Source organism: Bacillus sp. N5-665 (genome assembly GCF_022637375.2).
GTDB lineage: Bacteria > Bacillota > Bacilli > Bacillales > Bacillaceae_G > Bacillus_A > Bacillus_A wiedmannii.
Genome location: NZ_CP093325.1, coordinates 4059323 through 4081535, shown reverse-complemented (window position 1 = coordinate 4081535; position 22213 = coordinate 4059323). Strand labels below are relative to the sequence as shown.

The window sequence follows — 22213 nt, the reverse complement described above, 5'->3', positions numbered from 1 at the left end:
TCGTGAAAAAACGTGATTCCTTTCGAGGGAATCACGTTTTTTTGTTGAAGTATTAGTGTGAGGTGTTGTATATGGAAAATGAAATGATGGAACGAGTAGAACAATTAGAAGAAAAGGTTAAGAGGTTAGAGGGAGAACTCTCAAGAACGATGGAAGCCCGAAAAACAAGTAACGTTCGGATGTTCGGAGAAGGACTACTGTTTTTAATATTTGGCGCAGTTGTAGTAGGGCCGATTATCGCTTTTGTAATCTCAATTCTTACTTGGATTGTTGAAAAATAAAATAAAAACAAAAAAAGAACGCTTGTTCTGCACGAACAAACGTGCTATACTTTCCTTAGATAAACAAAACGGAAATGATTTTAAGGAGAGATAAATGATGAAAATGACAGTAGACCAAAGATTTATGATGCCAGCAGATGTTGTAGAACGAGTGGAAGTATTAAGAAACAAACAAAGTAAGTGCGGCACATTATTACAATCTGTAAATAAATTTTTCGGTTTAGATACGAAAGAAGATTGTGTTTGGTTTTACGGTTTTTATGGAGTTGCTGTAAGTATTTTATTATTTATGGTATTCACATCAAATATTTTCGATTTTCTCTTCGCGTAAGAAATATGCGATAAGGACATTGCTACCGAATACATATATAAAGAAGTAAGGTAATCTTCTGAAGTGGGAGTTGGTAGTAATGGCGATGTTTCCTATAGAGCGTAACTATATTGGGTATGGAAGTTCACGACCGGGAATTCCTCTTTCTAAAGTAAGGTTTATTGTAAGTCATGATACGGGGAACCCTGGTAGCAATGCGATAGGGAATCGGGATTATTTTAATGAAATACAACCGAAAGCTTCGGCACATACATTTATAGATGATAAAACAATATTGGAAATAGTTCCTATAAATGAAGTTGCCTATCACGTTCGATATGGTGTGCCGACAGATAATGACTTATATGGTTATGATGCTAATAAGGCTGCCATTGGAGTGGAACTTTGTTATGGCGGTGATGTTAACTTTTGGGAAGCATATACCCGTTTTACGTGGTATCATGCGTATTTATGTCAAAACTTCGGCTTGAATCCGAAGAAAGATATCGTATCACATAAAACACTTGACCCAGCTAGAAAGATTGATCCTGAAAATGTATTAGGGAAACAAGGTATTAAATTTCAGCAGTTTTTAGCAGATGTCTATCGGATGTACGTTTCGTTTAGATGACAAATATATGAAAAATGAATACAATAAAGATAGGTGCCTACTGCTGTAAGTAGGTTTTTTCTTGTTTTTATAAATAGCGTATTGGTAAAAGACTAGGAGTGAGCTGAGTATGCAGAAAGAAACAGCTATCATAATTGGAGGCGGTCCGTGCGGATTAGCAGCAGCAATTTCGTTGCAAAAGGTAGGGATAAATCCGTTAGTAATTGAAAAAGGAAACATTGTAAATGCGATTTATAATTATCCAACTCATCAAACATTTTTCTCTTCTAGTGAAAAATTAGAAATTGGTGATGTAGCTTTTATTACAGAAAATCGTAAGCCAGTTCGAAATCAAGCGCTTGCGTATTATCGGGAAGTAGTAAAACGTAAATCTGTACGTGTAAATGCTTTTGAGCGAGTGGAGAAAGTACAAAAAGATGGAGAAGTTTTTCATGTTGAGACAACAAAGGGTGACGGAAGTACAGAAATATATATAGCGAAATATGTTGTTGTAGCAACTGGATATTATGACAATCCAAATTATATGAATGTTCCCGGCGAGGAACTGAAGAAAGTAGCTCACTATTTTAAAGAGGGACATCCTTATTTTGATCGAGATGTAGTAGTTATAGGTGGGAAAAACTCGAGTATAGATGCTGCGTTAGAACTTGTTAAAACCGGTGCACGTGTAACGGTTTTATATCGTGGAAGTGAGTATTCACCAAGCATTAAGCCGTGGATTTTGCCGGAGTTTGAGGCGTTAGTACGAAGTGGCACAATTCAAATGCATTTCAGGGCTCACGTGAAAGAAATTACTGAACATACATTAACGTTTACAGTCGATGATGAGGCATATACAATCCAAAATGATTTTGTATTTGCGATGACTGGTTACCATCCTGATCATAGTTTCTTAACGAAGATGGGTGTTCGGATTGATGAAGAAACAGGACGTCCGATTTATGCAGAGGATACAATGGAAACGAACGCTGAACATATTTTCATTGCAGGTGTAATTGCTGCTGGAAATAATGCGAATGAAATATTTATTGAGAACGGTCGATTTCATGGGGATGCGATTGCGCAAACCATTGCGTCAAGGGAAATATAAAAAGAAGCTGTCGAAATAAACTTCGACAGCTTCTTTTTAATTGTGCATAAACATATTTTGGATTGTTTCATGAGAATTTGTATTCTCTAATGCAACTAATAATTTAATACGTGCTTTTTGAGCGTTTAAACCGTATGTGAAGACAATACCCATATCTTTTAATTGTTTGCCGCCACCTTCATATGAATATACATCTTGCACGATGCCGTTGAAACAGCGAGAAACTAATACGACAGGAATTCCTTTGTTGATTAATCGTTCTAGACTAGGAAGTGTTCTTGGAGGTAAATTACCTTGTCCAAGTGCTTCAATAACAATCCCGTCTACTGGAAGGTTTTCAATTGCTGCTAACAATGTATCGTCCATACCAGCGTATGCTTTTAGAACGACTACGTTTTTAGAAACCTTATTTACTGAATATGTTTCATGATGTACTAAAGCGTGATGGAATACAACGCCCCGCTTTGTTACCATACCAATTGGTCCATACTGTGGACTCTGGAATGTTGCCACGTTACTTGTATGTGTTTTCGTTACATTTGTAGCGCAATGAATTTCGTCGTTTAATACGACTAGAACACCTTTTTCAGCAGCTTCACTACAGCTAGCTACTTTTACAGCCGATAAGAAGTTATATAGACCATCAGCACCTAATTCATTACTAGAACGCATTGCACCTGTTACAACGATTGGAATAGTTGCGTGCACTGTTAAATCTAAGAAATAGGCTGTTTCTTCTAATGTATCCGTACCATGCGTAATGACTACGCCATGAATGTTGTCTTGTTTTACTCTTTCATCAATGATGACTTGTAATTGTAACATCTCGCTCGGTGTCATATGAGGAGATGGTAGATGGAACACATCTTCAACGATTAAATCAACATCGCCTTCTAAATCAGGAATAAATTTTAAAAGAGGATTTTTTTCACCTGGTTGTACGACCCCAGTTTCTTTATCTTCCTCCATTGCAATTGTTCCACCTGTGTGTAAAACTAGGATTCTTTTCAATGTTTATACCCCTTTCAAGTTGAAAAATACATTTAGAACATAACATGTTTTGAGTAAATTCGACAATGGAAATGTATAAAAGTATGCCTCGAAAATGACAATAAAGTTAGCTGCTATATATACGATGTATAAAATCACGAAACGAAATGTGTAAATATAGGATAGGAGGGAGCAATTACATTGAAAAAGATGGAGAAAATTTTTATTCGTATATTAATAATACAATTCATTTGTCTTTCTGTTGTGCAATTGTTATTTATACATAAGTCATCAGTGAAATATTTATCTAAAATTGTTTATTATGAAGGTGTCATGGTAAAAAACAAAGCAGAAATCTTACAGGTGAATAGGTAGTTTTCATTTTCTTCTATGAAGGATTATGCTACAATAATTGAGGATTTAATGACGTGAAGCAAATGAGAAGAAGCAGGAGAATACCTGCTTTTCGTTTTGTTTTATAAGTGAAAAAATGAGGTGTTACAATGGATAAACGAATTTCAATTGCTATAGATGGTCCAGCAGCTGCTGGAAAAAGTACGGTTGCAAAAGTTGTGGCAAAGAAACTTTCTTACGTTTATATTGATACAGGCGCAATGTACCGCACGATTACATATGCAGCCCTTGAACGAAAAGTGGACATTGAAAATGAAGAGAAGTTAATGGAAGTTGTAAAGAATGTAAATATTGAGTTTCAGCAAGGAGAAAATACACAACTTGTATTTTTAAATGGACAAGATGTTTCTGAAGTAATTCGTACACCTGAGGTGACGAATCGAGTATCTATTGTGGCGAAACATCGCCTTGTTCGTGAAGAAATGGTACGTCGTCAACAAGAGTTAGCGGAAAAAGGCGGCGTTGTAATGGATGGCCGTGATATTGGTACACATGTGTTACCAGATGCTGAAGTGAAGATCTTTATGCTTGCTTCTGTTGAAGAAAGAGCAGAAAGAAGACATTTAGAAAATATAAATAAAGGTTTCGATTCTAATTTAGAGCAGTTAAAAAAAGAAATTGCTCAGCGTGATAAATTAGATTCAGAACGCGAAGTTTCTCCTCTAAAGAAAGCTGATGATGCATTGGAATTAGATACAACTTCTTTATCAATTGAAGAAGTTGTCCAAAAAATTATGAGTATTGTTTCAGGAGTGTTTGCGAAATAAAGAAAGGGGATAACCTCTTTCTTTTTTTGTTTATATAGAAATGTAAAGGATGCGTGAATTGTGAGTCTCTTTCCTTGACAAATGATCGGATTTGTAAGAAGTTAGTAAAAGAAGGATAAAACTTTCAGAATATATTCGCTATTATATTTCAAAACATACTTTCTTCAAGATGATTTTGCTGTATACTATTTATATAGGTTTAATATATTTTTTAGTGAAATGTATGAAAACTGAGTATGTGATGATAAATTCTTAAACATGCAAATGAAAACATATGTTTTCATTTCGTATATACATAAAAATGCTTTGTCAATTCTGTAGGGAGGTATTTCCATGGTAGAGAAAATGAATGAAGAAGTTATGGATTCAAAAGAATTACAAGTTGGTGACGTTGTTACAGGTTCTGTAACGAAAGTTGAAGAGAAACAAGTGCTTGTAAATGTTGGATACAAAACAGATGGCGTAATTCCAATTAGTGAATTAGCTAACGTTCATATTGAAAAAGCAAGCGATGTTGTAGAATTAGATCAAATACTAGAATTGAAAATTATTAAATTAGAAGAAGATGATCTTGTCTTATCTAAACGTGCTGTTGATGCAGAAAAAGCATGGGTAGAATTACAAGAGAAATTTACTTCTGGTCATGTGTTTGATGTTACTGTAAAAGATATCGTGAATGGTGGATTAGTTGTGGACCTTGGTGTTCGTGGTTTTATCCCAGCTTCACTTGTAGAAGTACATTATGTAGAAGATTTTACTGACTATAAAGGCAAAACATTAGCCGTGAAAATTGTTGAATTAGACCGCGAAAAAAATCGTGTAATCCTTTCGCATAAAGCAGTAGTAGAATTAGAACTAGATTCTAAGAAAAAAGAAGCGATTTCTTCATTAAAAGAAGGAGACGTTGTTGAAGGAACAGTGCAACGATTAACGGATTTTGGTGCTTTCGTTAACGTTGGTGGTGTGGACGGTTTAGTTCATATTTCACAAATTTCACACGAACGTGTAGAGCAACCTTCTGAAGTATTAGAGCAAGGTCAAAAGGTAAAGGTAAAGGTATTATCTGTTGATGCTGATACACAACGTATTTCTTTATCAATTAAAGCAGCTCAGCCAGGACCTTGGGAGAATGTTGCTGGCGAAATAAAAGCTGGAGATATTCGTGAGGGAGTAGTAAAACGTCTTGTTACATTCGGTGCATTCGTTGAAATTTTACCTGGCGTTGAAGGTCTTGTGCATGTATCTCAAATTGCAAATCGTCACGTGAAAAATCCAAATGAAGTATTGGAAATGGGACAAGAAGTAAAAGTGAAAGTGCTTGAAGTCCATGTTGCAGAGAAACGTATTTCTTTAAGTATAAAAGAAACGCTTGAGGAAAATAATGTAATTGAGGATTACAGTCAGTATGAACCAAATGCTGATTCTGCTACTTTCCAATTAAGTGATATTATTGGTGAACAACTGAAAAAATTAAAGAAATAAAGAGGGGTACAAGTGGTAAGGGCAAAACGTAAATTAGATCATATTGAATACGCTCTTTCTACTGGTCAGTCTCGTACGCATGGCTTTCATGATATTGATTTTGTGCATCAAGGATTGCCAAATTCAAGTTATGACACAATAACATGTGAAACAAAAATCGGCGAACTTTCACTAAGTTCGCCGATTTTTATCAATGCGATGACTGGTGGTGGGGGAGAGAGAACGTTACATATTAATGAGCAATTAGCATATGTAGCGAAACATCATAATCTTGCTATGGCTGTAGGGTCGCAAATGGCGGCGTTAAAAGATGAAAGTGAGGCAGCTTCTTATAAGATTATCAGAAAGGTAAACCCGAATGGTGTTTTCTTTGCTAATTTAGGTAGTGAGGCAACTATCGAAAAAGCAGAGCGTGCCGTTGATATGATTGAAGCGAATGCATTGCAAATTCATTTAAACGTCATACAAGAGTTAACGATGCCAGAAGGAGACCGTGACTTTACTGGTGTACTTCAGCGCATTGAGAAAATTGTATTAAATAGTAAAGTTCCTGTCATTGTGAAAGAAGTTGGATTTGGGATGAGTAAGGAAACCGTACAACAGTTAGCGAGCATAGGTGTAACGGCAATTGATATTGGTGGACAAGGTGGTACAAATTTTGCTGCTGTTGAAAATGAAAGAAGACAGCGAATGCTTTCTTATTTTAATAACTGGGGCATACAAACAGCAACCTCGATTATTGAAGCAACCTCTACAAATAATAACCTCTCTTTTATTGCATCTGGGGGTATACAAACAGCGCTTGATGTAGCGAAAGCAATCGCATTAGGGGCGAATACAACTGCGTTTGCTGGATATTTTTTACGTATTTTAATGCAAGATGGTATCGAGAAGTTAGTGGATGAAATTGATCTTTTACATACAGATTTGAAATTTATTATGACAGCTCTTGGTGCAAAGACGATAGAAGAGTTACAGGCTGTACCTCTTGTTGTAAAGGGCGAAACGTATCATTGGTTAACGCAGCGTGGTATTGATACGACGCATTATAGTAGAAGATAAAAAATCAACCGTTTGGTTGATTTTTTTGTTTTTTGTTCGTTTTAGTAATATAAGGTGAGGAATGGAATTAATATTCTATCAAAATAAAATTATTCCTATATAAACACTATCTTGTGCAAGTTGCGACTGAAAAAGAGGCTGGAAAATGTAGATAGTTTGCTACTGAATTATTGGGGAGGGTTTAATTTCGCAAAGGAAAAAATAGGTGGAGATAAAAATAAACCATAGAAAAATTCGGATGTTAAATGTTATTTTGATATAAGTAAAAATCATTAAAATAATTATGTAAAAGACGGTTTCGTACAATATCGAAACCGTCTTTTTGTGTTCATTAGTGCTGATTTTGTTTTCGGGCTTGCTCTGGTGTATCCAGTCCAGTTGCACCCGGATATTGTAGTGATTGGTCACGATCAGATTCAACGCGTCGTGATTCTCTTAGTTTTCGTTCTTGACGATCTTTACCCATAATGAATAGCACCTCCTTATTAAAAGTGTTGCTGTTATATGAAAAAACTATGCGCGAAGAAAGTGGATTAATTTTCATAAAAAGTTCCCATAATGGAAAACATAGGAGGTGAAATGATGGAAGGGAGTACTTTTTATTTTTTAGCTTGGATAGGGTGGATCGTTGTAACTTTTTTTATGAAAAAGGACTCTATGCGCTGGAAGATAAGCGTTTGTATATTGATTTTTATTATTTGCTCTCCGTTACATGTAACGATTGCTTCATTCACGGTATCAGTAAATGCACTTTTGCTTTGTATTGTTGCTTTTATAGGAATCGCACTATATTCTATTTGGAAAAAATTATATAGCTTACTTTCGGCACTTATTATTGCAATGTTATATACAAGTTTTCATTTGTTAGAAGTATATGATCCGATTTGGATTGTGGTGGACAGGTTGTTTTTGTTAAGTGGTGCTCTTGTGTATGCATCGGTTTTATTGCATGAGGATCGCATATTGCGATTATGTTCTCTTTATATAGGAATGTTACAGGGGGAATTGTTAGTGACACTTATTTTTCGAAAACTACATTTCCCTTATGATTACGGAAGTTTAGCGTTTTTTGATATCGTCGCCGTTGCTACATTTTTCATGGCAATTTTGTTTTGGATTGCAAAAGCATCAGTATACATGGAACAGTTCAAGAGGAAAGCACGTAAAAGAAAGGCGAGGGTAATACATGATTGAATATACACCGGCCATTTTATGCGGAGTAATAGCGGGGACAGTAACGAGAGTGCTAATGCTCCGGACAGATACGCGTCAATATCCGACGAGGCTCCACGGAAAAATTATTCACGTTGCGATGGGGTTAATTGCAGCGGCTTTAGGAGCGATTGCGATTCCGTCAATTTTGAAAAAAGATTTTTCTGCTATTACATTTCTTACATTAGCAGCAACACAGTTTCGTGATGTGCGTAATATGGAAAGAAATACCCTTCAACAATTAGATGGATATGAGCTCGTACCGCGTGGAAATACATATATTGAAGGGATTGCGTTAGTTTTTGAAAGTCGAAACTATTTGGCGATGTTAACGTCGTTTGCAACGACGTTTGCGTATATAGGATTCCATTCGTGGATTGCTGGAGTAATTATGGCTATAATCGCATTTATTATCGCGAAAAAATTAATGTCTGGCAGAAGGTTACATGATCTTGTTGATATCGAGCATGTTCCACTTCGTTTTGAAGGAGCGGGGCTGTATATTGATAACATTTACATTATGAATATTGGATTGCCAGCAAGGCAAGAGGAAATTATGAAATATGGAATGGGCTTTATTTTAAGGCCGAAAACAATTGATGCGATGGTGACAATCTCAAACTTAGGACAACGACAAGCTATTTTACATGATGTTTCTGTTGCCTTAGGGATTTATAGAGATTCTGGTACGCCAGCGCTTGTGCCGTTGGCAAAGCGTGATTTAGAAGATGGTAGGGTTGGGATTTTTGTCTTGCCACAAGATCAAGATGCAGAGAAAGCGATAGGTGTCATAGGGAATGTGCCGACGTTAGAAAGTGCTGTTCATATGTCATCGGAAGCCCCGAAAGGAAGGGGAGATAAAAGATGATGTTAGAAAGTGTGATTCTCGCGGTTATTACAACAACGCCGGAGAAATTTGCTGGTGGTGCCCCTTTGTTTACTTGTGAATCGACAGATGAGTTAGAATTTGTTGCAAATAATTTAGAGGCAATTTTAGATGGTATTGCGCATCGCTTACAAGAGAATGTATATATTATTGTGAAACATTAGTAACGTGTGGTATAATGTGAGGTGTTTTGATACGCTGAGAAATATTCTGGAATGCAAATCCCTTCTTGCACAAAGAAGGGTTTTTTACATAATAAACAGAAGCAAGTTGAAAGGATGAAAGTATATGCCGAAACCAGTAATAGCAATAGTAGGCCGCCCGAACGTAGGAAAATCTACTATTTTCAATAGAATTGTTGGAGAAAGAGTTTCAATCGTAGAAGATATACCAGGTATAACACGAGACCGTATTTATAGTGCGGGAGAATGGTTAAATCATGAATTTAACATTATTGATACAGGTGGAATTGATATTGGAGACGAGCCGTTCTTGACACAAATTCGTCAACAAGCGGAAGTAGCGATTGATGAAGCAGATGTTATCATTTTTATGACGAATGGTCGCGATGGTGTAACTGCAGCAGATGAAGAAGTTGCTAAAATTTTATATCGTTCTAAAAAACCAATTGTACTTGCGGTAAATAAGGTTGATAATCCAGAAATGCGTAGTGATATTTATGATTTTTATGCATTAGGATTTGGCGAGCCATTCCCGATTTCAGGTACACACGGTTTAGGGCTTGGTGATTTGTTAGATGAAGCTGCAAATCATTTTCCAAAGATTGAAGAAGAAGCGTATGATGATGAAACAATCCGTTTCTCTTTAATTGGACGTCCAAATGTAGGGAAATCATCACTTGTAAATGCACTTCTTGGTCAAGAACGTGTAATTGTAAGTAATATAGCGGGAACGACACGTGATGCTGTTGATACACCATATAGTAAAGATGGTCAAGATTATGTAATCATCGATACAGCTGGTATGCGTAAAAAAGGGAAAGTATACGAAAGCACAGAAAAGTATAGTGTACTTCGTGCGCTTAGAGCGATTGAACGTTCTGACGTTGTTTTAGTCGTTTTAGACGGAGAAGAAGGAATTATTGAACAGGATAAAAAAATTGCTGGATATGCTCATGATTCAGGACGTGCTGTTATTATCGTCGTAAACAAATGGGATGCAGTGAAAAAAGATGAAAAAACAATGAAAGCATTTGAAGAAAACATCCGTGCTCATTTCCAATTTTTAGAGTACGCACCGATTGTATTCTTATCTGCGAAAACGAAAAAACGTACACAAACATTATTACCAGTTATTAATGAAGTAAATGAAAGCCATAGTATCCGTATTCAAACGAACGTATTAAATGATGTAATTATGGATGCGGTAGCGATGAATCCAACACCAACTCATAATGGTAGCCGTCTGAAAATCTTCTATGCGACACAGGTTGCGGTAAAACCACCAACATTTGTTATATTTGTAAACGATACAGAATTAATGCACTTTTCATATGAGCGCTTCTTAAAGAATCGTTTACGTGAAGCGTTCGGTTTTGTAGGAACGCCGATTCACATTATCGCTAGAGCAAGAGACTAATGGAGAGGATGTGATTTTATGACAAAAATCACAGTAGTTGGAGCAGGTAGCTGGGGAACAGCGTTAGCGATGGTATTAGCTGACAATGGACATGATGTACGTATTTGGGGAAATCGTTCTGAACTTATGGATGAGATTAATACAAAACATGAGAATAGTCGATACCTTCCAGGAATTACATTGCCAAGCACAATCGCAGCCTACTCTTCTTTAGAAGAAGCATTAGTAGATGTAAATGTAGTACTTCTTGTAGTACCAACGAAAGCGTATAGAGAGGTATTACAAGATATGAAGAAATATGTAGCGGGTCCGACTACTTGGATTCATGCAAGTAAAGGGATTGAACCTGGTACGTCAAAACGTATTTCGGAAGTGATTGAGGAAGAAATTCCAGAGGGCTTGATTAAAGACGTTGTTGTACTGTCTGGACCGAGTCATGCTGAAGAAGTCGGTTTACGTCAAGAGACGACGGTTACGTCTGCAGCAAAGCGTATGGAAGCTGCTGAGGAAGTACAAGATTTGTTTATGAATAGTTACTTCCGTGTATACACAAATCCGGATATTGTTGGGGTTGAGCTTGGTGGTGCGTTAAAAAATATTATCGCATTAGCTGCTGGGATAACTGATGGACTTGGATTAGGTGATAATGCGAAAGCGGCATTAATGACACGTGGTTTAACGGAGATTGCTCGTTTAGGAAGAAAAATGGGCGGAAATCCGTTAACGTTTGCTGGTCTAACTGGTATGGGAGACTTAATTGTAACTTGTACAAGTGTTCATAGCCGAAATTGGCGCGCTGGAAATATGCTTGGAAAAGGACACTCTTTAGAAGAGGTGTTAGAAAGCATGGGTATGGTTGTAGAAGGTGTAAGAACAACGAAAGCTGCTCACGAATTAGCAGAGAAAATGGAAGTTGAAATGCCGATTACAGCTGCTTTATATGACGTGCTGTTCAATGGGAATAATGTGAAAGATGCAGTAGGCTCATTAATGGGACGTGTTCGAAAACATGAAGTGGAAGCTATACCTGACTTACTTTAAAGAAAAGCGACAGAAGTACATTTGTACTTCTGTCGCTTTTTATTTTTATGGGTCTTTTCACCATTTTTTTAATTTTGCATAGGATGAAGAGTAACTTGAGGAGAGGGTGAAAAGAATGGATAATAACATTTTTAATAACATTGAAAAAGAAGCGAAAGTGAATAAAGAAGATATTTTTAAATTAGCATCATCTGTACAGAATGCGAATTTACGTGATGAGACTGTGCTTCGTCAATTGATTCATCAAGTGGCTCTTATGGCAGGACGTGAAGTGCCGAAAGAACAAGAGGATCAAATTGTAAAAGCGATCATTAACAATAATATGCCCGCTGATTTTGGCTCGTTAAGCAAAATGTTTAAAAAATAAAATATAAGAAACAAAGAGTTTGTAGATTGCATATGATAGCCATGAAAGTATGGGAATAGAGCTGTTTTGGGCATATTTGGTCAACCGAAGCGAGAGATACACTCGCTTCGGTTTTATTTTTATTTAGATTAGTGGAAGATGCGAAAAAAACCTGTTGATTAAAGTTATATATTCGTAATTTGTAGTAAAATGTTCTTTTTGTATTTGTTTAAAGATTTTAATTTGTTAAAATAGTATAAAAATAGATTAATAAAAAGGGGTGTGTATATGTCAGAAGGGCTCATAAAAATGTGGTTTGCTTTAGGAGCAATTGGATTTATGTTTTTTGCAGTAAGTTTTATTTTACTAAGTAGATACAAAATAAAGAATAAATTTTTGAAAGGGATTACAGCGTTAGTAGCGTACACCCTTATGATTGTGTCAGGAATTGTTATTTTTCTTGTTGTATTTAGTGGACCTGTACAGCAGTAAATGGAATGGTCTCGAAAATGCTACATACGGAGCAAGTTATATTAGTATGAAAAGGTGATTGCTAGTGAAAAAAGTCCATATTATTTTAATATTTTGTTGTATGAGCCTTTTAACAGGATGTCTGTATCCGAAAGAAAATATGAAACAAAATGCCGTTCCTTATGAAGATCAGGTACAGGTTGTTCAAAAAGCTGTAGTGACATTTAAGGAGCAAAATGAGGGGATATTGCCAATTAAGACGCGGGATATGAGTACGCCTATTTATCAAAAGTATCCAATCGATTTTCAAAAGATTGCTCCGCGTTACATACAAGAAGCGCCAGGAAATGCGTATGAAAGCGGAGGAGTATACCAATACGTATTAATAGACGTTGAAACAAACCCGACAGTAAAGTTAATTGATGTTAGGATGGCTGAACAAATTCAGGAATTATCATTAAAGCTTAGGATGTATCGGGATGAACATCAATATCCGCCTTTTAAAAAGGTAATTTCAGATGGTGTGTATGAATTAGATTTCAAAAAATTAGGATATAAAGATGTGCCGCAAGTGACAAGTCCGTATTCTGGTAAAGGGCTTCCTTTTGTAATCAATGAAAAGGGAGAAATTTATGTTGATTATCGAATCGACTTATATGAAGCGTTGAAAAAAAATGAAGGGCAATTTAAGGAGGGGGAAGATATTCGGAATATACTTTCGAAAGATTCTCCATTTGTACCTGCGTATTCTTTACCGTATACGGTAAAGAATGGAGAACCAATTTTTTTAAAATCATAAGTCATGAACCTTTCTTTTAGTGAATAAGTTCTAGAAGAAAGGTTTTTTATGTTACACAACTTGCGATGCAAACAAAAGGTATTTTTTAATAGTCATATGAAATTGGACAAAATTATATGATATATTGTCCGAACTTCTAGAATACCATTATATTATATCAGATATTATAGGCAACGTTAGAGAAGGTATTAGTTGACTATAAATGTGGAATTATTCCCAAAAATATTGAGGGAGGGAATCACTTGGAAAAGGTAGATATTTTTAAAGATATTGCGGAACGCACAGGCGGTGATATTTATTTTGGAGTTGTAGGAGCTGTTCGAACAGGGAAATCAACATTCATTAAAAAATTTATGGAACTTGTAGTTATTCCTAATATTGAGAATGAGTCTGACCGTCAAAGGGCGCAGGATGAACTGCCTCAAAGTGCTGCTGGTCGTACAATCATGACGACGGAACCGAAGTTTGTTCCAAACCAAGCGGTTTCTATCGAAGTAGATGAAGGTCTTGAAGTGAATATTCGATTGGTAGATTGCGTTGGATATACGGTTCCAGGAGCAAAAGGCTATGAAGATGAGAATGGCCCGCGCATGATTAATACTCCTTGGTATGAAGAACCTATTCCATTCCATGAAGCTGCAGAAATCGGAACACGTAAAGTAATTCAAGAACATTCCACAATTGGTGTTGTAATTACAACAGATGGAACGATTGGTGAAATTCCAAGAAGAGATTATATAGAAGCAGAAGAACGCGTAGTAAATGAGTTAAAAGAAGTCGGAAAACCTTTCATTATGATCATCAACACTGTACAGCCGTATCATCCAGATACAGAGCAATTGCGCCAAAGTTTATCTGAAGAATATGATATCCCAGTCATTGCGATGAGTGTAGAAAGTTTAAGGGAAACAGATGTGTACAATGTGCTTCGAGAGGCTTTATTTGAGTTCCCGGTTTTAGAAGTGAATGTTAACCTTCCGAGCTGGGTGATGGTGTTAAATGAAGGGCATTGGTTACGCCAAAGTTATCAAGAAGCTGTTCAAGAGACTGTGAAGGATATAAAACGTCTTCGTGATGTGGACCGTGTCGTTTGGCAGTTTAGTCAGTATGAATTTATTGATCGAGCGAGCCTAGCTGGCATTGATATGGGGCAAGGTGTAGCAGAGATTGATTTATATGCACCAGATGAATTATATGATCAAATTTTAAAAGAAGTAGTAGGAGTAGAAATTCGAGGGAAAGATCATTTATTAAAGCTTATGCTCGATTTATCTCATGCGAAAATAGAATACGATCAAGTGGCGGATGCCCTGCGTATGGTAAAGCAAACCGGATATGGTGTAGCAGCGCCTGCGTTAGCTGACATGAGCTTAGATGAGCCAGAAATTATTCGTCACGGTTCAAGGTTTGGTGTGAAATTAAAAGCTGTAGCTCCGTCTATTCATATGATTAAAGTAGATGTGGAGTCAACGTTTGAGCCAATCATTGGTACTGAAAAGCAAAGTGAAGAATTAGTTCGTTATTTAATGCAGGATTTTGAAGATGACCCATTATCAATTTGGAATTCTGATATATTCGGACGTTCACTTAGCTCTATTGTTCGAGAAGGCATTCAAGCGAAACTATCTTTAATGCCAGAAAATGCGAGATATAAATTAAAAGAAACGCTAGAAAGAATTATTAATGAAGGATCTGGCGGATTAATTGCGATTATATTATAAGAAAAAAATCCCTCTCATCGTAGAGGGATTTTTTTGATTTTCGCGTATAGAATAGCAAAATAAACAGTCATTATCTAATATATTGTTGTAAATTGTCAAGTTTCATCAGATTTTCACATTTTAAGAGTAACAATTTCCTTAAAAATATTGAATTATAAAGGAGAATCGTATAATATAGGCGTTGATAATGATTTATCTACATCTTTGTAGTATAGAATTTGTAAAAATTGCCTACAAATGAAAGTAAGACTCATTTTATGATCATTATACAGTCTTATCTTTGGGAGGAGGTGAATGGCATGAACAAGACAGATTTAATCAATGCTGTTGCAGAAGCAAGTTCCCTTTCTAAAAAGGACGCAACAAAAGCAGTAGACGCTGTTTTTGATTCTATCTTAGAAGCTTTAAAACAAGGTGATAAAGTACAACTGATCGGATTCGGTAACTTCGAAGTTCGTGAGCGTGCGGCTCGTAAAGGTCGTAACCCACAAACAGGTGAGGAGATTGAAATCGCTGCAAGTAAAGTACCTGCATTCAAACCTGGTAAAGCGTTAAAAGATGCGGTTAAATAATCCTTACATATTAACAGGGAAGAAGAGTTTCCTTTTTGGGAACTCTTCTTTTTGCTTTTAAAAACATAAATATGCTAGAATGTGTTCGTATCACTTTTAGGTTTTCGGGAGGGCTAGCGGATGGCAAAAGTTAATTTAGAACAAATTGAACATGCAGTACGCCTTATTTTAGAGGCAATCGGAGATGACCCAAATCGTGAGGGAGTACTTGATACACCAAAGCGTGTGGCAAAAATGTACGCAGAAGTGTTCGCGGGTATGCATGAAGATCCGAAAGAACATTTGCATAAAGTGTTCGGAGAAGATCACGAGGAGCTTGTACTAGTAAAAGATATACCGTTTTATTCGATGTGTGAGCATCATTTAGTTCCATTCTATGGAGTTGCTCACGTTGCATATATTCCGCAAGGCGGAAAAGTGACAGGGTTAAGTAAATTAGCTCGAACTGTAGATACAATTGCACGTCGTCCACAACTGCAAGAACGTATTACATCAACAGTAGCGAACTCTATTATGGAAGTACTAGAGCCGCATGGTGTAATGGTAGTAGTAGAAGCGGAACATATGTGCATGACGATGCGTGGTGTGAAAAAGCCGGGCGCGAAAACTGTAACAACAGCAGTACGTGGTGTGTTAGAAAATGATGCAGCAGCACGTAGTGAAATTTTATCTTTTATTAAAACAAAGTAAAGAAAAGTAGGAAACTGCTTTTCTTTTTTTTTTATGTAAATAAATGATATAGTTTTAGCAAGGCAGAGTGAGAATAGAAAGACTACTAAAAAGAATGGAAGATGTTATTTAGTTCGGTGGAAGTTTGGAAAGAGTAGCCAAGTTTTGGTTATAGAAAATAGAATGTATGTGTTATAATAAGTTTTATGAATTAGAAAACAAGGGTGATTTTTGTGTGTGACATCTACGGAGGGTATGCGGGTATAAGAGAGAAATTGATGGAGAAATTACGCCATCCTTATTTTATAAACTATATTGAAGAACCATTTATTGATGAAGAAAAAATAGCATTGTTATATGGTGCTTTAAAAAGTGAAAATTTACATATAGAACAAATTGAGCATTATGTAGTAACGATTATGCTTGTGCAAATTGCGCTTGATACACATGAAAGAGTATCAAATAAAGCAGGGGAAGAAGCGGTTGAATCGCATAAACGTCGCCAGTTAACAGTACTTGCTGGTGATTACTATAGTGGGTTATATTATTACTTATTGTCTATGAATCGTGATATTGTTTTAATTCGCGCGCTTGCTGAAGGAATTAAAGAAATTAATGAACACAAAATAATGTTATATCAAAAAGCGCATGAAACGATGGATGACATAATGGAAAGTGTAGTAACGATTGAGTCTGCACTCTTGCAAAAAACATGTGATCATTTTCATGTATCGCATTGGAAGCCATTTATAACGTATGTACTAGGAAAAAACCGTCTTCAAAAAGAATGTGAACTGCACGCTGATAAACAACATTCACCTGTTTTTCAAGCAGTTCAAGGGATTATGAAGGATAAAGCGGAGGTAGAAACAGTTATTCATGGATGGATGATGGAACTCAGAAAGAAAGAAAATCAATATTTGGAAAACCACACAGATATAAGCGAAATAAACTCTGTATTAAGAGATAAATCGAAGACATAAGCAATTTTACATTGGAAGAAGGTACGAGCATGCAACAATCAAAAGAAGAAAGAGTACATGATGTATTTGAGAAAATCTCTGATAAATACGATGTGATGAATTCTGTCATTAGTTTTCAAAGACATAAAGCGTGGCGTAAAGAGACGATGCGCATTATGGATGTAAAACCAGGTAGCAAAGCTCTTGATGTATGCTGCGGGACAGCGGACTGGACAATTGCGCTAGCTGGAGCGGTAGGTGAACAGGGCAAGGTTGTTGGTTTAGACTTCAGTGAAAATATGTTATCTGTCGGTAAGCAAAAGGTAGAGGCGTTACAATTAAAACAAGTAGAACTTTTACACGGGAATGCAATGGAACTTCCATTTGAAGATAACACATTTGATTATGTAACGATTGGATTTGGTTTACGTAACGTACCGGATTATATGCACGTATTAAAAGAAATGACGCGTGTAGTAAAACCAGGTGGAAAAGTAATTTGTTTAGAAACATCTCAACCAACAATGATTGGTTTTCGACAAGGTTATATTTTATACTTTAAATATATCATGCCGTTATTTGGAAAGTTATTTGCGAAAAGTTTTAAAGAATATTCATGGCTGCAAGAATCTGCTAGTACATTCCCGGGTATGAAAGAATTGGCTCATATGTTTGAAAAAGCTGGACTTGAACATGTACAAGTGAAGCCGTTTACTTTTGGGGTAGCAGCGATGCATTTAGGTATGAAACCAGAATCAAAATAGAAAAAAAGAAAAAAGAAGTTTTAGGTTAAGGTGAACAATATGAAGTTACAACTTATGTACTCTTTTTTACGATCGGATATTAATGTGATAGAAAAAGAATTAAAAAAGACAGTTGCTTCTGAACAGCCATTGGTAGAAGAGGCAGCATTACAACTTATTGAAGCTGGTGGGAAGCGAATTCGTCCTGTATTTGTGTTGCTTGCGGGAAAATTTGGAGATTATAAGTTAGATGCAATTAAACATGTAGCTGTTGCGTTAGAACTTATTCATATGGCTTCTCTTGTTCACGATGATGTTATTGATGCTGCATTTTTACGACGTGGTAGTGCAACTGTGAATGCGAAATGGGGAGATCGTATTGCAATGTATACAGGGGATTATTTGTTCGCTAAGTCTCTTGAATGTATAACAAATATCGAAATTCCAGAGGCGCATCAGGCGCTATCGCATACCATTTTAGAAGTCTGTAAAGGTGAAATTGAACAAATTAAAGATAAGTACAATTATGACCAAAATTTACGAACGTATTTAAGAAGAATAAAGCGAAAAACAGCATTATTAATTGCTGCGAGTTGTCAACTAGGAGCAATTGCTGCTGGCGCTAATCGTGATACGGTAAATCGACTATTTTGGTATGGGTATTTTGTAGGAATGTCGTATCAAATTATTGATGATATTTTAGACTTCGTTTCCACAGAAGAGAAGCTTGGAAAACCTGCTGGTGGAGATTTACTACAAGGGAATATTACGCTTCCTGCCCTATACGCTATGGAAGATCCGACCCTTCGTAAGAAAATCATATCTGTACATGAAAATACAACAGCGGACGAAATGAAAGAAATTATTGAGGCTGTAAAAAATAGTGACGCTATTGATCAAGCATTTGCGTTTAGTGAACGTTATTTACATAAAGCATTAGAAATCATAAAACCACTTCCGCGTGGACAAGCGAAGTATGCATTACAAAATGTAGCAAAGTATATTGGGAAACGAAAATTTTAGTGTTTTTTCTAAAAAATAAAATAATCTCTCTATTTCAAAACTATTGCGCAATTGTGATAAGGGTGTTAATATGTGTGTGGGGATATACAATTACATACATAATTCAGAAGTGGAGAGATTTTTTATGGAAAAAACATTTCTAATGGTAAAACCAGACGGTGTACAACGTGCCTTCATTGGGGAAATCGTAGCTCGTTTTGAGAAAAAAGGCTTTCAATTAGTTGGTGCAAAATTAATGCAAGTCACTCCGGAAATTGCTGGACAACACTATGCTGAGCACACAGAGAAACCTTTCTTTGGTGAATTAGTAGACTTTATTACATCTGGCCCTGTATTCGCAATGGTATGGCAAGGTGAAGGTGTAGTAGATACAGCTCGTAACATGATGGGTAAAACAAGACCACATGAAGCAGCTCCTGGAACAATTCGTGGAGATTTCGGTGTAACTGTTGCGAAAAACATTATCCATGGTTCTGATTCGTTAGAAAGTGCAGAGCGCGAGATTGCTATTTTCTTTAAGGAAGAAGAATTAGTTGACTACTCAAAATTAATGAATGAATGGATTTACTAATTATTTTGAAATAATTTGTAAACGCTTTAATCACTGTGATAATAGTAGAAAGTGCAAGGAGAATAGGGGTATTCTTCTTGCACTTTTTTTATTTCAATTAGTTACGAAGTTAGAGCTGTTATGATATATTGATATGTAAAGTAAAAGGCCTATCGGAGAATAAGCGAATGGCTGATCAAATATATAATTTCTTTCATATTTTTAGAGTAAGGAAAGATAATATCATTGCTTAATATAGCGAGATAAATACATATACGAAAAGAGGAATAACGTATGCGATATATTACAGCTGGTGAATCTCATGGTCCACAACTTACAACGATTATAGAAGGTGTTCCAGCAGGACTGCCTTTAGTAGCGGATGATATAAATGAAGAGTTAGCTAGAAGGCAAAAGGGGCATGGGCGTGGTAGACGCATGCAAATTGAAACAGATCAAGTGCAAATTGTAAGTGGTGTTAGACATGGAGAGACATTAGGTTCTCCAATTGCACTTGTTGTTGAAAATCGTGATTTTGCACATTGGACAAAAATTATGGGCGCAGAGCCTTTAACGGAACAAGAAGAAAAAGAAATGAAAAGGAAAGTAACAAAACCAAGACCTGGACATGCTGATTTAAATGGTGCGATTAAATATGGTCATAGAGATATGAGAAATGTACTGGAGCGTTCTTCAGCACGCGAAACGACAGTGCGTGTTGCTGCTGGTGCGGTTGCTAAAAAAGTGTTAGCAGAACTTGGTATTACAGTGGCGGGCCATGTAATTGAAATTGGCGGTGTTGAGGCTCAGGAAATTACGTATAGTTCAATTGAAGAATTAAAAAGTATTACAGAAGCATCACCTGTACGTTGCTTAGATGAAGAAGCAGGTAACCAAATGATGAAAGCAATTGATGATGCGAAAGCAAATGGAGATTCAATCGGTGGAATCGTTGAAGTGATTGTGGAAGGAATGCCAATTGGGGTCGGTAGCTATGTGCATTATGATCGAAAACTGGATGCGAAATTAGCAGCCGCAATTATGAGCATTAATGCTTTTAAAGGCGTCGAGATTGGAATTGGTTTTGAAGCAGCGCATAGACCGGGAAGTGAAGTTCATGATGAAATTCTGTGGAATGAGGAACATGGATATACACGAAGAACAAATAATGCAGGTGGATTAGAAGGCGGTATGACGACTGGAATGCCAATTGTTGTGCGCGGTGTGATGAAACCGATCCCTACACTATATAAACCTCTTCAAAGTGTAGATATTGAAACGAAAGAGCCTTTTACAGCGAGCATTGAACGTTCAGATAGTTGTGCTGTGCCAGCAGCTAGTGTCGTTGCAGAAGCGGTTGTGGCTTGGGAATTAGCGACAGCTTTAATAGAACAATTCGGATTAGATCGTATGGACCTTATTCGTGAAAATATTGAGAAACATAATGAATATGCGAGGGGATTTTAATGGGAAACATACATATTCAAACGAAATCAAAAGAATATGATGTACATGTAGGAAAAGAATCGTTGTCACATTTGACAACAATCATTCAAAACATGCAGCCATCTGTATCAAATATCATGATCATTTCAGATGAAGCTGTTGCATCTTTCCATTTACAGACAGTTGTAGATGCATTGCAAATAGAGCAAAACGTATTTTCATTTGTCGTACCGAGTGGTGAAAAAGAGAAGTCTTTTGAAAATTTCTATGCGGCTCATACGTCAGCTCTTGAAAATAAATTAGATAGAAATTCTTTAATTATCGCACTTGGAGGCGGGATGATTGGAGATTTAGCTGGTTTTGTTGCTGCGTCGTTTATGCGTGGAATTCGCTTCGTTCAAGTTCCAACGACTTTATTAGCTCACGATAGCGCTGTAGGTGGGAAAGTAGCGATCAATCATCCGTTAGGTAAAAATATGATCGGTGCATTCCATCAACCGGAAGCAGTTGTATATCATACGCCGTTTTTACAGTCACTTCCTGAAAAAGAGTGGCGTTCAGGTTATGCAGAAGTGATAAAACATGCTCTTATTGGTGATGTAAAGCTGTATCATTGGTTAAAAGAAGAAGTGCAAACATTAGCGGATCTTCGTGATGAGAAGTTAATCCATATATTAACGAAGGCAATTCCTGTAAAGGCAAATATTGTATCACAAGATGAAACAGAAAAAGGTGTACGTGCCCATTTGAACTTTGGACATACGTTAGGCCATGCTCTTGAAAAAGAACTAGGATATGGAAATATTACTCACGGTGACGGAGTAGCGGTTGGAATGTTATTTGCCTTGTTTTTAAGTGAGCAAGTGTACAAGGTTGATCTTTCCTATGAAGAGATGAAGCAGTGGTTCTTAAAGTACGGCTATCCAAAAATGCCAAGTGATTTGAATGTGGAGCGCCTCGTTCAATTGATGAAACAGGATAAGAAAGCAAATGCTGGAGCGATTCATATGGTGCTTATGCAGGAATATGGGGTAGTGAATGTCGTATCTATTCCAGATGAGACTGTTCATATTGCGTTAGAGGCATTTCAAAAGGATATGGTTTAAAAGGTGCGAAGTGCTTGTTTAGAGGTATTCTCGTAATAGT

27 protein-coding genes are annotated in these 22213 nt (G+C 36.6%); 25 read left to right on the top strand and 2 right to left on the bottom strand.

What is annotated here, in order from left to right:
• Positions 1-71: 71 nt before the first annotated feature.
• The 4 genes from MNO09_RS23485 (at position 72) to MNO09_RS23470 (ending at position 2312) form a co-directional block, all read left to right on the top strand.
• Positions 72-281, top strand: coding sequence for a hypothetical protein (locus MNO09_RS23485; RefSeq protein ID WP_088057694.1), 210 nt, complete (start codon positions 72-74; stop codon positions 279-281).
• A 94-nt stretch (positions 282-375) separates the two neighbouring features.
• Positions 376-612, top strand: a complete 237-nt coding sequence (locus tag MNO09_RS23480; protein WP_088106976.1) for a DUF3961 domain-containing protein — start codon at positions 376-378, stop codon at positions 610-612.
• Positions 613-691: 79 nt separating this feature from the next.
• Positions 692-1222 carry a peptidoglycan recognition protein family protein gene (locus MNO09_RS23475; RefSeq protein ID WP_001240648.1) on the top strand — a complete coding sequence of 177 codons (531 nt, stop codon included), beginning with the start codon at positions 692-694 and terminating at the stop codon, positions 1220-1222.
• Between the two features lie 109 nt (positions 1223-1331).
• Entirely contained in the window at positions 1332-2312 is a 981-nt protein-coding gene (locus tag MNO09_RS23470; protein ID WP_001168481.1) for a YpdA family putative bacillithiol disulfide reductase, read from the top strand.
• A 36-nt stretch (positions 2313-2348) separates the two neighbouring features.
• Here the strand turns inward: MNO09_RS23470 and ansA are convergent, their stop codons facing one another.
• Positions 2349-3323, bottom strand: coding sequence for an asparaginase (gene ansA / locus MNO09_RS23465; protein WP_081339349.1), 975 nt, complete (start codon positions 3321-3323; stop codon positions 2349-2351).
• Positions 3324-3503: 180 nt separating this feature from the next.
• Here ansA and MNO09_RS23460 point away from each other — a divergent pair, with 180 nt between their 5' ends.
• The 4 genes from MNO09_RS23460 to MNO09_RS23445 all read left to right on the top strand — a co-directional run bounded on the left by MNO09_RS23460 (position 3504) and on the right by MNO09_RS23445 (position 7027).
• Positions 3504-3677, top strand: coding sequence for a YpfB family protein (locus tag MNO09_RS23460; RefSeq protein ID WP_000738044.1), 174 nt, complete (start codon positions 3504-3506; stop codon positions 3675-3677).
• Between the two features lie 128 nt (positions 3678-3805).
• The gene (gene cmk / locus MNO09_RS23455) at positions 3806-4483 is read left to right on the top strand and encodes a (d)CMP kinase (protein ID WP_000361267.1); all 678 of its coding nucleotides are present in this window, start codon (positions 3806-3808) and stop codon (positions 4481-4483) included.
• A gap of 333 nt (positions 4484-4816) precedes the next feature.
• Positions 4817-5965, top strand: a complete 1149-nt coding sequence (gene rpsA, locus MNO09_RS23450; protein ID WP_000229549.1) for a 30S ribosomal protein S1 — start codon at positions 4817-4819, stop codon at positions 5963-5965.
• 12 nt (positions 5966-5977) lie between these two features.
• Positions 5978-7027 (top strand): type 2 isopentenyl-diphosphate Delta-isomerase, encoded by a 1050-nt coding sequence (locus MNO09_RS23445; RefSeq protein WP_000251028.1) that lies wholly within the window; start codon positions 5978-5980, stop codon positions 7025-7027.
• A gap of 331 nt (positions 7028-7358) precedes the next feature.
• On the opposite strand, the gene MNO09_RS23440 is transcribed toward MNO09_RS23445, so the two are convergent.
• The gene (locus MNO09_RS23440) at positions 7359-7493 is read right to left on the bottom strand and encodes a YpzI family protein (RefSeq protein WP_000513900.1); all 135 of its coding nucleotides are present in this window, start codon (positions 7491-7493) and stop codon (positions 7359-7361) included.
• Positions 7494-7609: 116 nt separating this feature from the next.
• On the opposite strand from MNO09_RS23440, the gene MNO09_RS23435 reads away from it, so the two are divergent.
• From MNO09_RS23435 to aroB, 17 genes are all read left to right on the top strand, one after another.
• A complete protein-coding gene (locus MNO09_RS23435) occupies positions 7610-8221 on the top strand; it encodes a YphA family membrane protein (RefSeq protein ID WP_000399216.1) in 612 nt (203 codons plus the stop codon).
• Entirely contained in the window at positions 8214-9107 is an 894-nt protein-coding gene (locus MNO09_RS23430) for a YIEGIA family protein (RefSeq protein ID WP_000575283.1), read from the top strand. Before MNO09_RS23435 ends, MNO09_RS23430 begins: the two co-directional genes overlap by 8 nt.
• Positions 9104-9289, top strand: coding sequence for a capping complex subunit for YIEGIA (locus MNO09_RS23425; RefSeq protein WP_000979052.1), 186 nt, complete (start codon positions 9104-9106; stop codon positions 9287-9289). Before MNO09_RS23430 ends, MNO09_RS23425 begins: the two co-directional genes overlap by 4 nt.
• 124 nt (positions 9290-9413) lie before the next feature.
• Positions 9414-10724: a ribosome biogenesis GTPase Der gene (der, locus tag MNO09_RS23420; protein WP_001125888.1), complete on the top strand. Its 1311-nt coding sequence runs from the start codon at positions 9414-9416 to the stop codon at positions 10722-10724.
• Positions 10725-10742: 18 nt separating this feature from the next.
• Positions 10743-11765, top strand: coding sequence for an NAD(P)H-dependent glycerol-3-phosphate dehydrogenase (locus MNO09_RS23415; RefSeq protein WP_000161770.1), 1023 nt, complete (start codon positions 10743-10745; stop codon positions 11763-11765).
• 115 nt (positions 11766-11880) lie between these two features.
• Entirely contained in the window at positions 11881-12132 is a 252-nt protein-coding gene (locus tag MNO09_RS23410; protein WP_000369753.1) for a stage VI sporulation protein F, read from the top strand.
• A gap of 267 nt (positions 12133-12399) precedes the next feature.
• A complete protein-coding gene (locus MNO09_RS23405) occupies positions 12400-12603 on the top strand; it encodes a DUF2768 domain-containing protein (protein ID WP_001288995.1) in 204 nt (67 codons plus the stop codon).
• Positions 12604-12667: 64 nt separating this feature from the next.
• The gene (locus MNO09_RS23400) at positions 12668-13381 is read left to right on the top strand and encodes a YphF family lipoprotein (protein ID WP_000755483.1); all 714 of its coding nucleotides are present in this window, start codon (positions 12668-12670) and stop codon (positions 13379-13381) included.
• A gap of 242 nt (positions 13382-13623) precedes the next feature.
• Positions 13624-15102, top strand: a complete 1479-nt coding sequence (gene spoIVA / locus MNO09_RS23395; RefSeq protein WP_000416519.1) for a stage IV sporulation protein A — start codon at positions 13624-13626, stop codon at positions 15100-15102.
• Positions 15103-15401: 299 nt separating this feature from the next.
• Entirely contained in the window at positions 15402-15674 is a 273-nt protein-coding gene (gene hbs / locus MNO09_RS23390; protein ID WP_001043860.1) for a non-specific DNA-binding protein Hbs, read from the top strand.
• Positions 15675-15794: 120 nt separating this feature from the next.
• Positions 15795-16364, top strand: a complete 570-nt coding sequence (folE, locus tag MNO09_RS23385; RefSeq protein WP_001151478.1) for a GTP cyclohydrolase I FolE — start codon at positions 15795-15797, stop codon at positions 16362-16364.
• A gap of 212 nt (positions 16365-16576) precedes the next feature.
• Positions 16577-17326 carry a heptaprenyl diphosphate synthase component 1 gene (locus MNO09_RS23380; RefSeq protein ID WP_002096763.1) on the top strand — a complete coding sequence of 250 codons (750 nt, stop codon included), beginning with the start codon at positions 16577-16579 and terminating at the stop codon, positions 17324-17326.
• A gap of 29 nt (positions 17327-17355) precedes the next feature.
• Positions 17356-18069, top strand: coding sequence for a 2-heptaprenyl-1,4-naphthoquinone methyltransferase (menG, locus tag MNO09_RS23375; RefSeq protein WP_001187666.1), 714 nt, complete (start codon positions 17356-17358; stop codon positions 18067-18069).
• A 39-nt stretch (positions 18070-18108) separates the two neighbouring features.
• Complete coding sequence (hepT, locus tag MNO09_RS23370; RefSeq protein WP_000776073.1) at positions 18109-19071, top strand: heptaprenyl diphosphate synthase component II; 963 nt, start codon at positions 18109-18111, stop codon at positions 19069-19071.
• Between the two features lie 124 nt (positions 19072-19195).
• Positions 19196-19642, top strand: a complete 447-nt coding sequence (gene ndk / locus MNO09_RS23365) for a nucleoside-diphosphate kinase (RefSeq protein ID WP_000415885.1) — start codon at positions 19196-19198, stop codon at positions 19640-19642.
• Between the two features lie 273 nt (positions 19643-19915).
• Positions 19916-21088 carry a chorismate synthase gene (gene aroC / locus MNO09_RS23360; RefSeq protein WP_001269357.1) on the top strand — a complete coding sequence of 391 codons (1173 nt, stop codon included), beginning with the start codon at positions 19916-19918 and terminating at the stop codon, positions 21086-21088.
• Positions 21088-22173: a 3-dehydroquinate synthase gene (gene aroB, locus MNO09_RS23355; protein ID WP_000526816.1), complete on the top strand. Its 1086-nt coding sequence runs from the start codon at positions 21088-21090 to the stop codon at positions 22171-22173. Before aroC ends, aroB begins: the two co-directional genes overlap by 1 nt.
• The last annotated feature ends 40 nt before the right edge of the window (positions 22174-22213 follow it).

Coding starts and splice junctions, on each gene's coding strand:
- MNO09_RS23485 (WP_088057694.1), top strand. CDS start 72: ATGGAAAATGAAATGATGGAACGAGTAGAACAATTAGAAGAAAAGGTT.
- MNO09_RS23480 (WP_088106976.1), top strand. CDS start 376: ATGATGAAAATGACAGTAGACCAAAGATTTATGATGCCAGCAGATGTT.
- MNO09_RS23475 (WP_001240648.1), top strand. CDS start 692: ATGGCGATGTTTCCTATAGAGCGTAACTATATTGGGTATGGAAGTTCA.
- MNO09_RS23470 (WP_001168481.1), top strand. CDS start 1,332: ATGCAGAAAGAAACAGCTATCATAATTGGAGGCGGTCCGTGCGGATTA.
- cmk (WP_000361267.1), top strand. CDS start 3,806: ATGGATAAACGAATTTCAATTGCTATAGATGGTCCAGCAGCTGCTGGA.
- rpsA (WP_000229549.1), top strand. CDS start 4,817: ATGGTAGAGAAAATGAATGAAGAAGTTATGGATTCAAAAGAATTACAA.
- MNO09_RS23440 (WP_000513900.1), bottom strand. CDS start 7,493: ATGGGTAAAGATCGTCAAGAACGAAAACTAAGAGAATCACGACGCGTT.
- MNO09_RS23435 (WP_000399216.1), top strand. CDS start 7,610: ATGGAAGGGAGTACTTTTTATTTTTTAGCTTGGATAGGGTGGATCGTT.
- MNO09_RS23430 (WP_000575283.1), top strand. CDS start 8,214: ATGATTGAATATACACCGGCCATTTTATGCGGAGTAATAGCGGGGACA.
- MNO09_RS23425 (WP_000979052.1), top strand. CDS start 9,104: ATGATGTTAGAAAGTGTGATTCTCGCGGTTATTACAACAACGCCGGAG.
- der (WP_001125888.1), top strand. CDS start 9,414: ATGCCGAAACCAGTAATAGCAATAGTAGGCCGCCCGAACGTAGGAAAA.
- MNO09_RS23415 (WP_000161770.1), top strand. CDS start 10,743: ATGACAAAAATCACAGTAGTTGGAGCAGGTAGCTGGGGAACAGCGTTA.
- MNO09_RS23410 (WP_000369753.1), top strand. CDS start 11,881: ATGGATAATAACATTTTTAATAACATTGAAAAAGAAGCGAAAGTGAAT.
- MNO09_RS23405 (WP_001288995.1), top strand. CDS start 12,400: ATGTCAGAAGGGCTCATAAAAATGTGGTTTGCTTTAGGAGCAATTGGA.
- hbs (WP_001043860.1), top strand. CDS start 15,402: ATGAACAAGACAGATTTAATCAATGCTGTTGCAGAAGCAAGTTCCCTT.
- folE (WP_001151478.1), top strand. CDS start 15,795: ATGGCAAAAGTTAATTTAGAACAAATTGAACATGCAGTACGCCTTATT.
- menG (WP_001187666.1), top strand. CDS start 17,356: ATGCAACAATCAAAAGAAGAAAGAGTACATGATGTATTTGAGAAAATC.
- hepT (WP_000776073.1), top strand. CDS start 18,109: ATGAAGTTACAACTTATGTACTCTTTTTTACGATCGGATATTAATGTG.
- ndk (WP_000415885.1), top strand. CDS start 19,196: ATGGAAAAAACATTTCTAATGGTAAAACCAGACGGTGTACAACGTGCC.
- aroC (WP_001269357.1), top strand. CDS start 19,916: ATGCGATATATTACAGCTGGTGAATCTCATGGTCCACAACTTACAACG.
- aroB (WP_000526816.1), top strand. CDS start 21,088: ATGGGAAACATACATATTCAAACGAAATCAAAAGAATATGATGTACAT.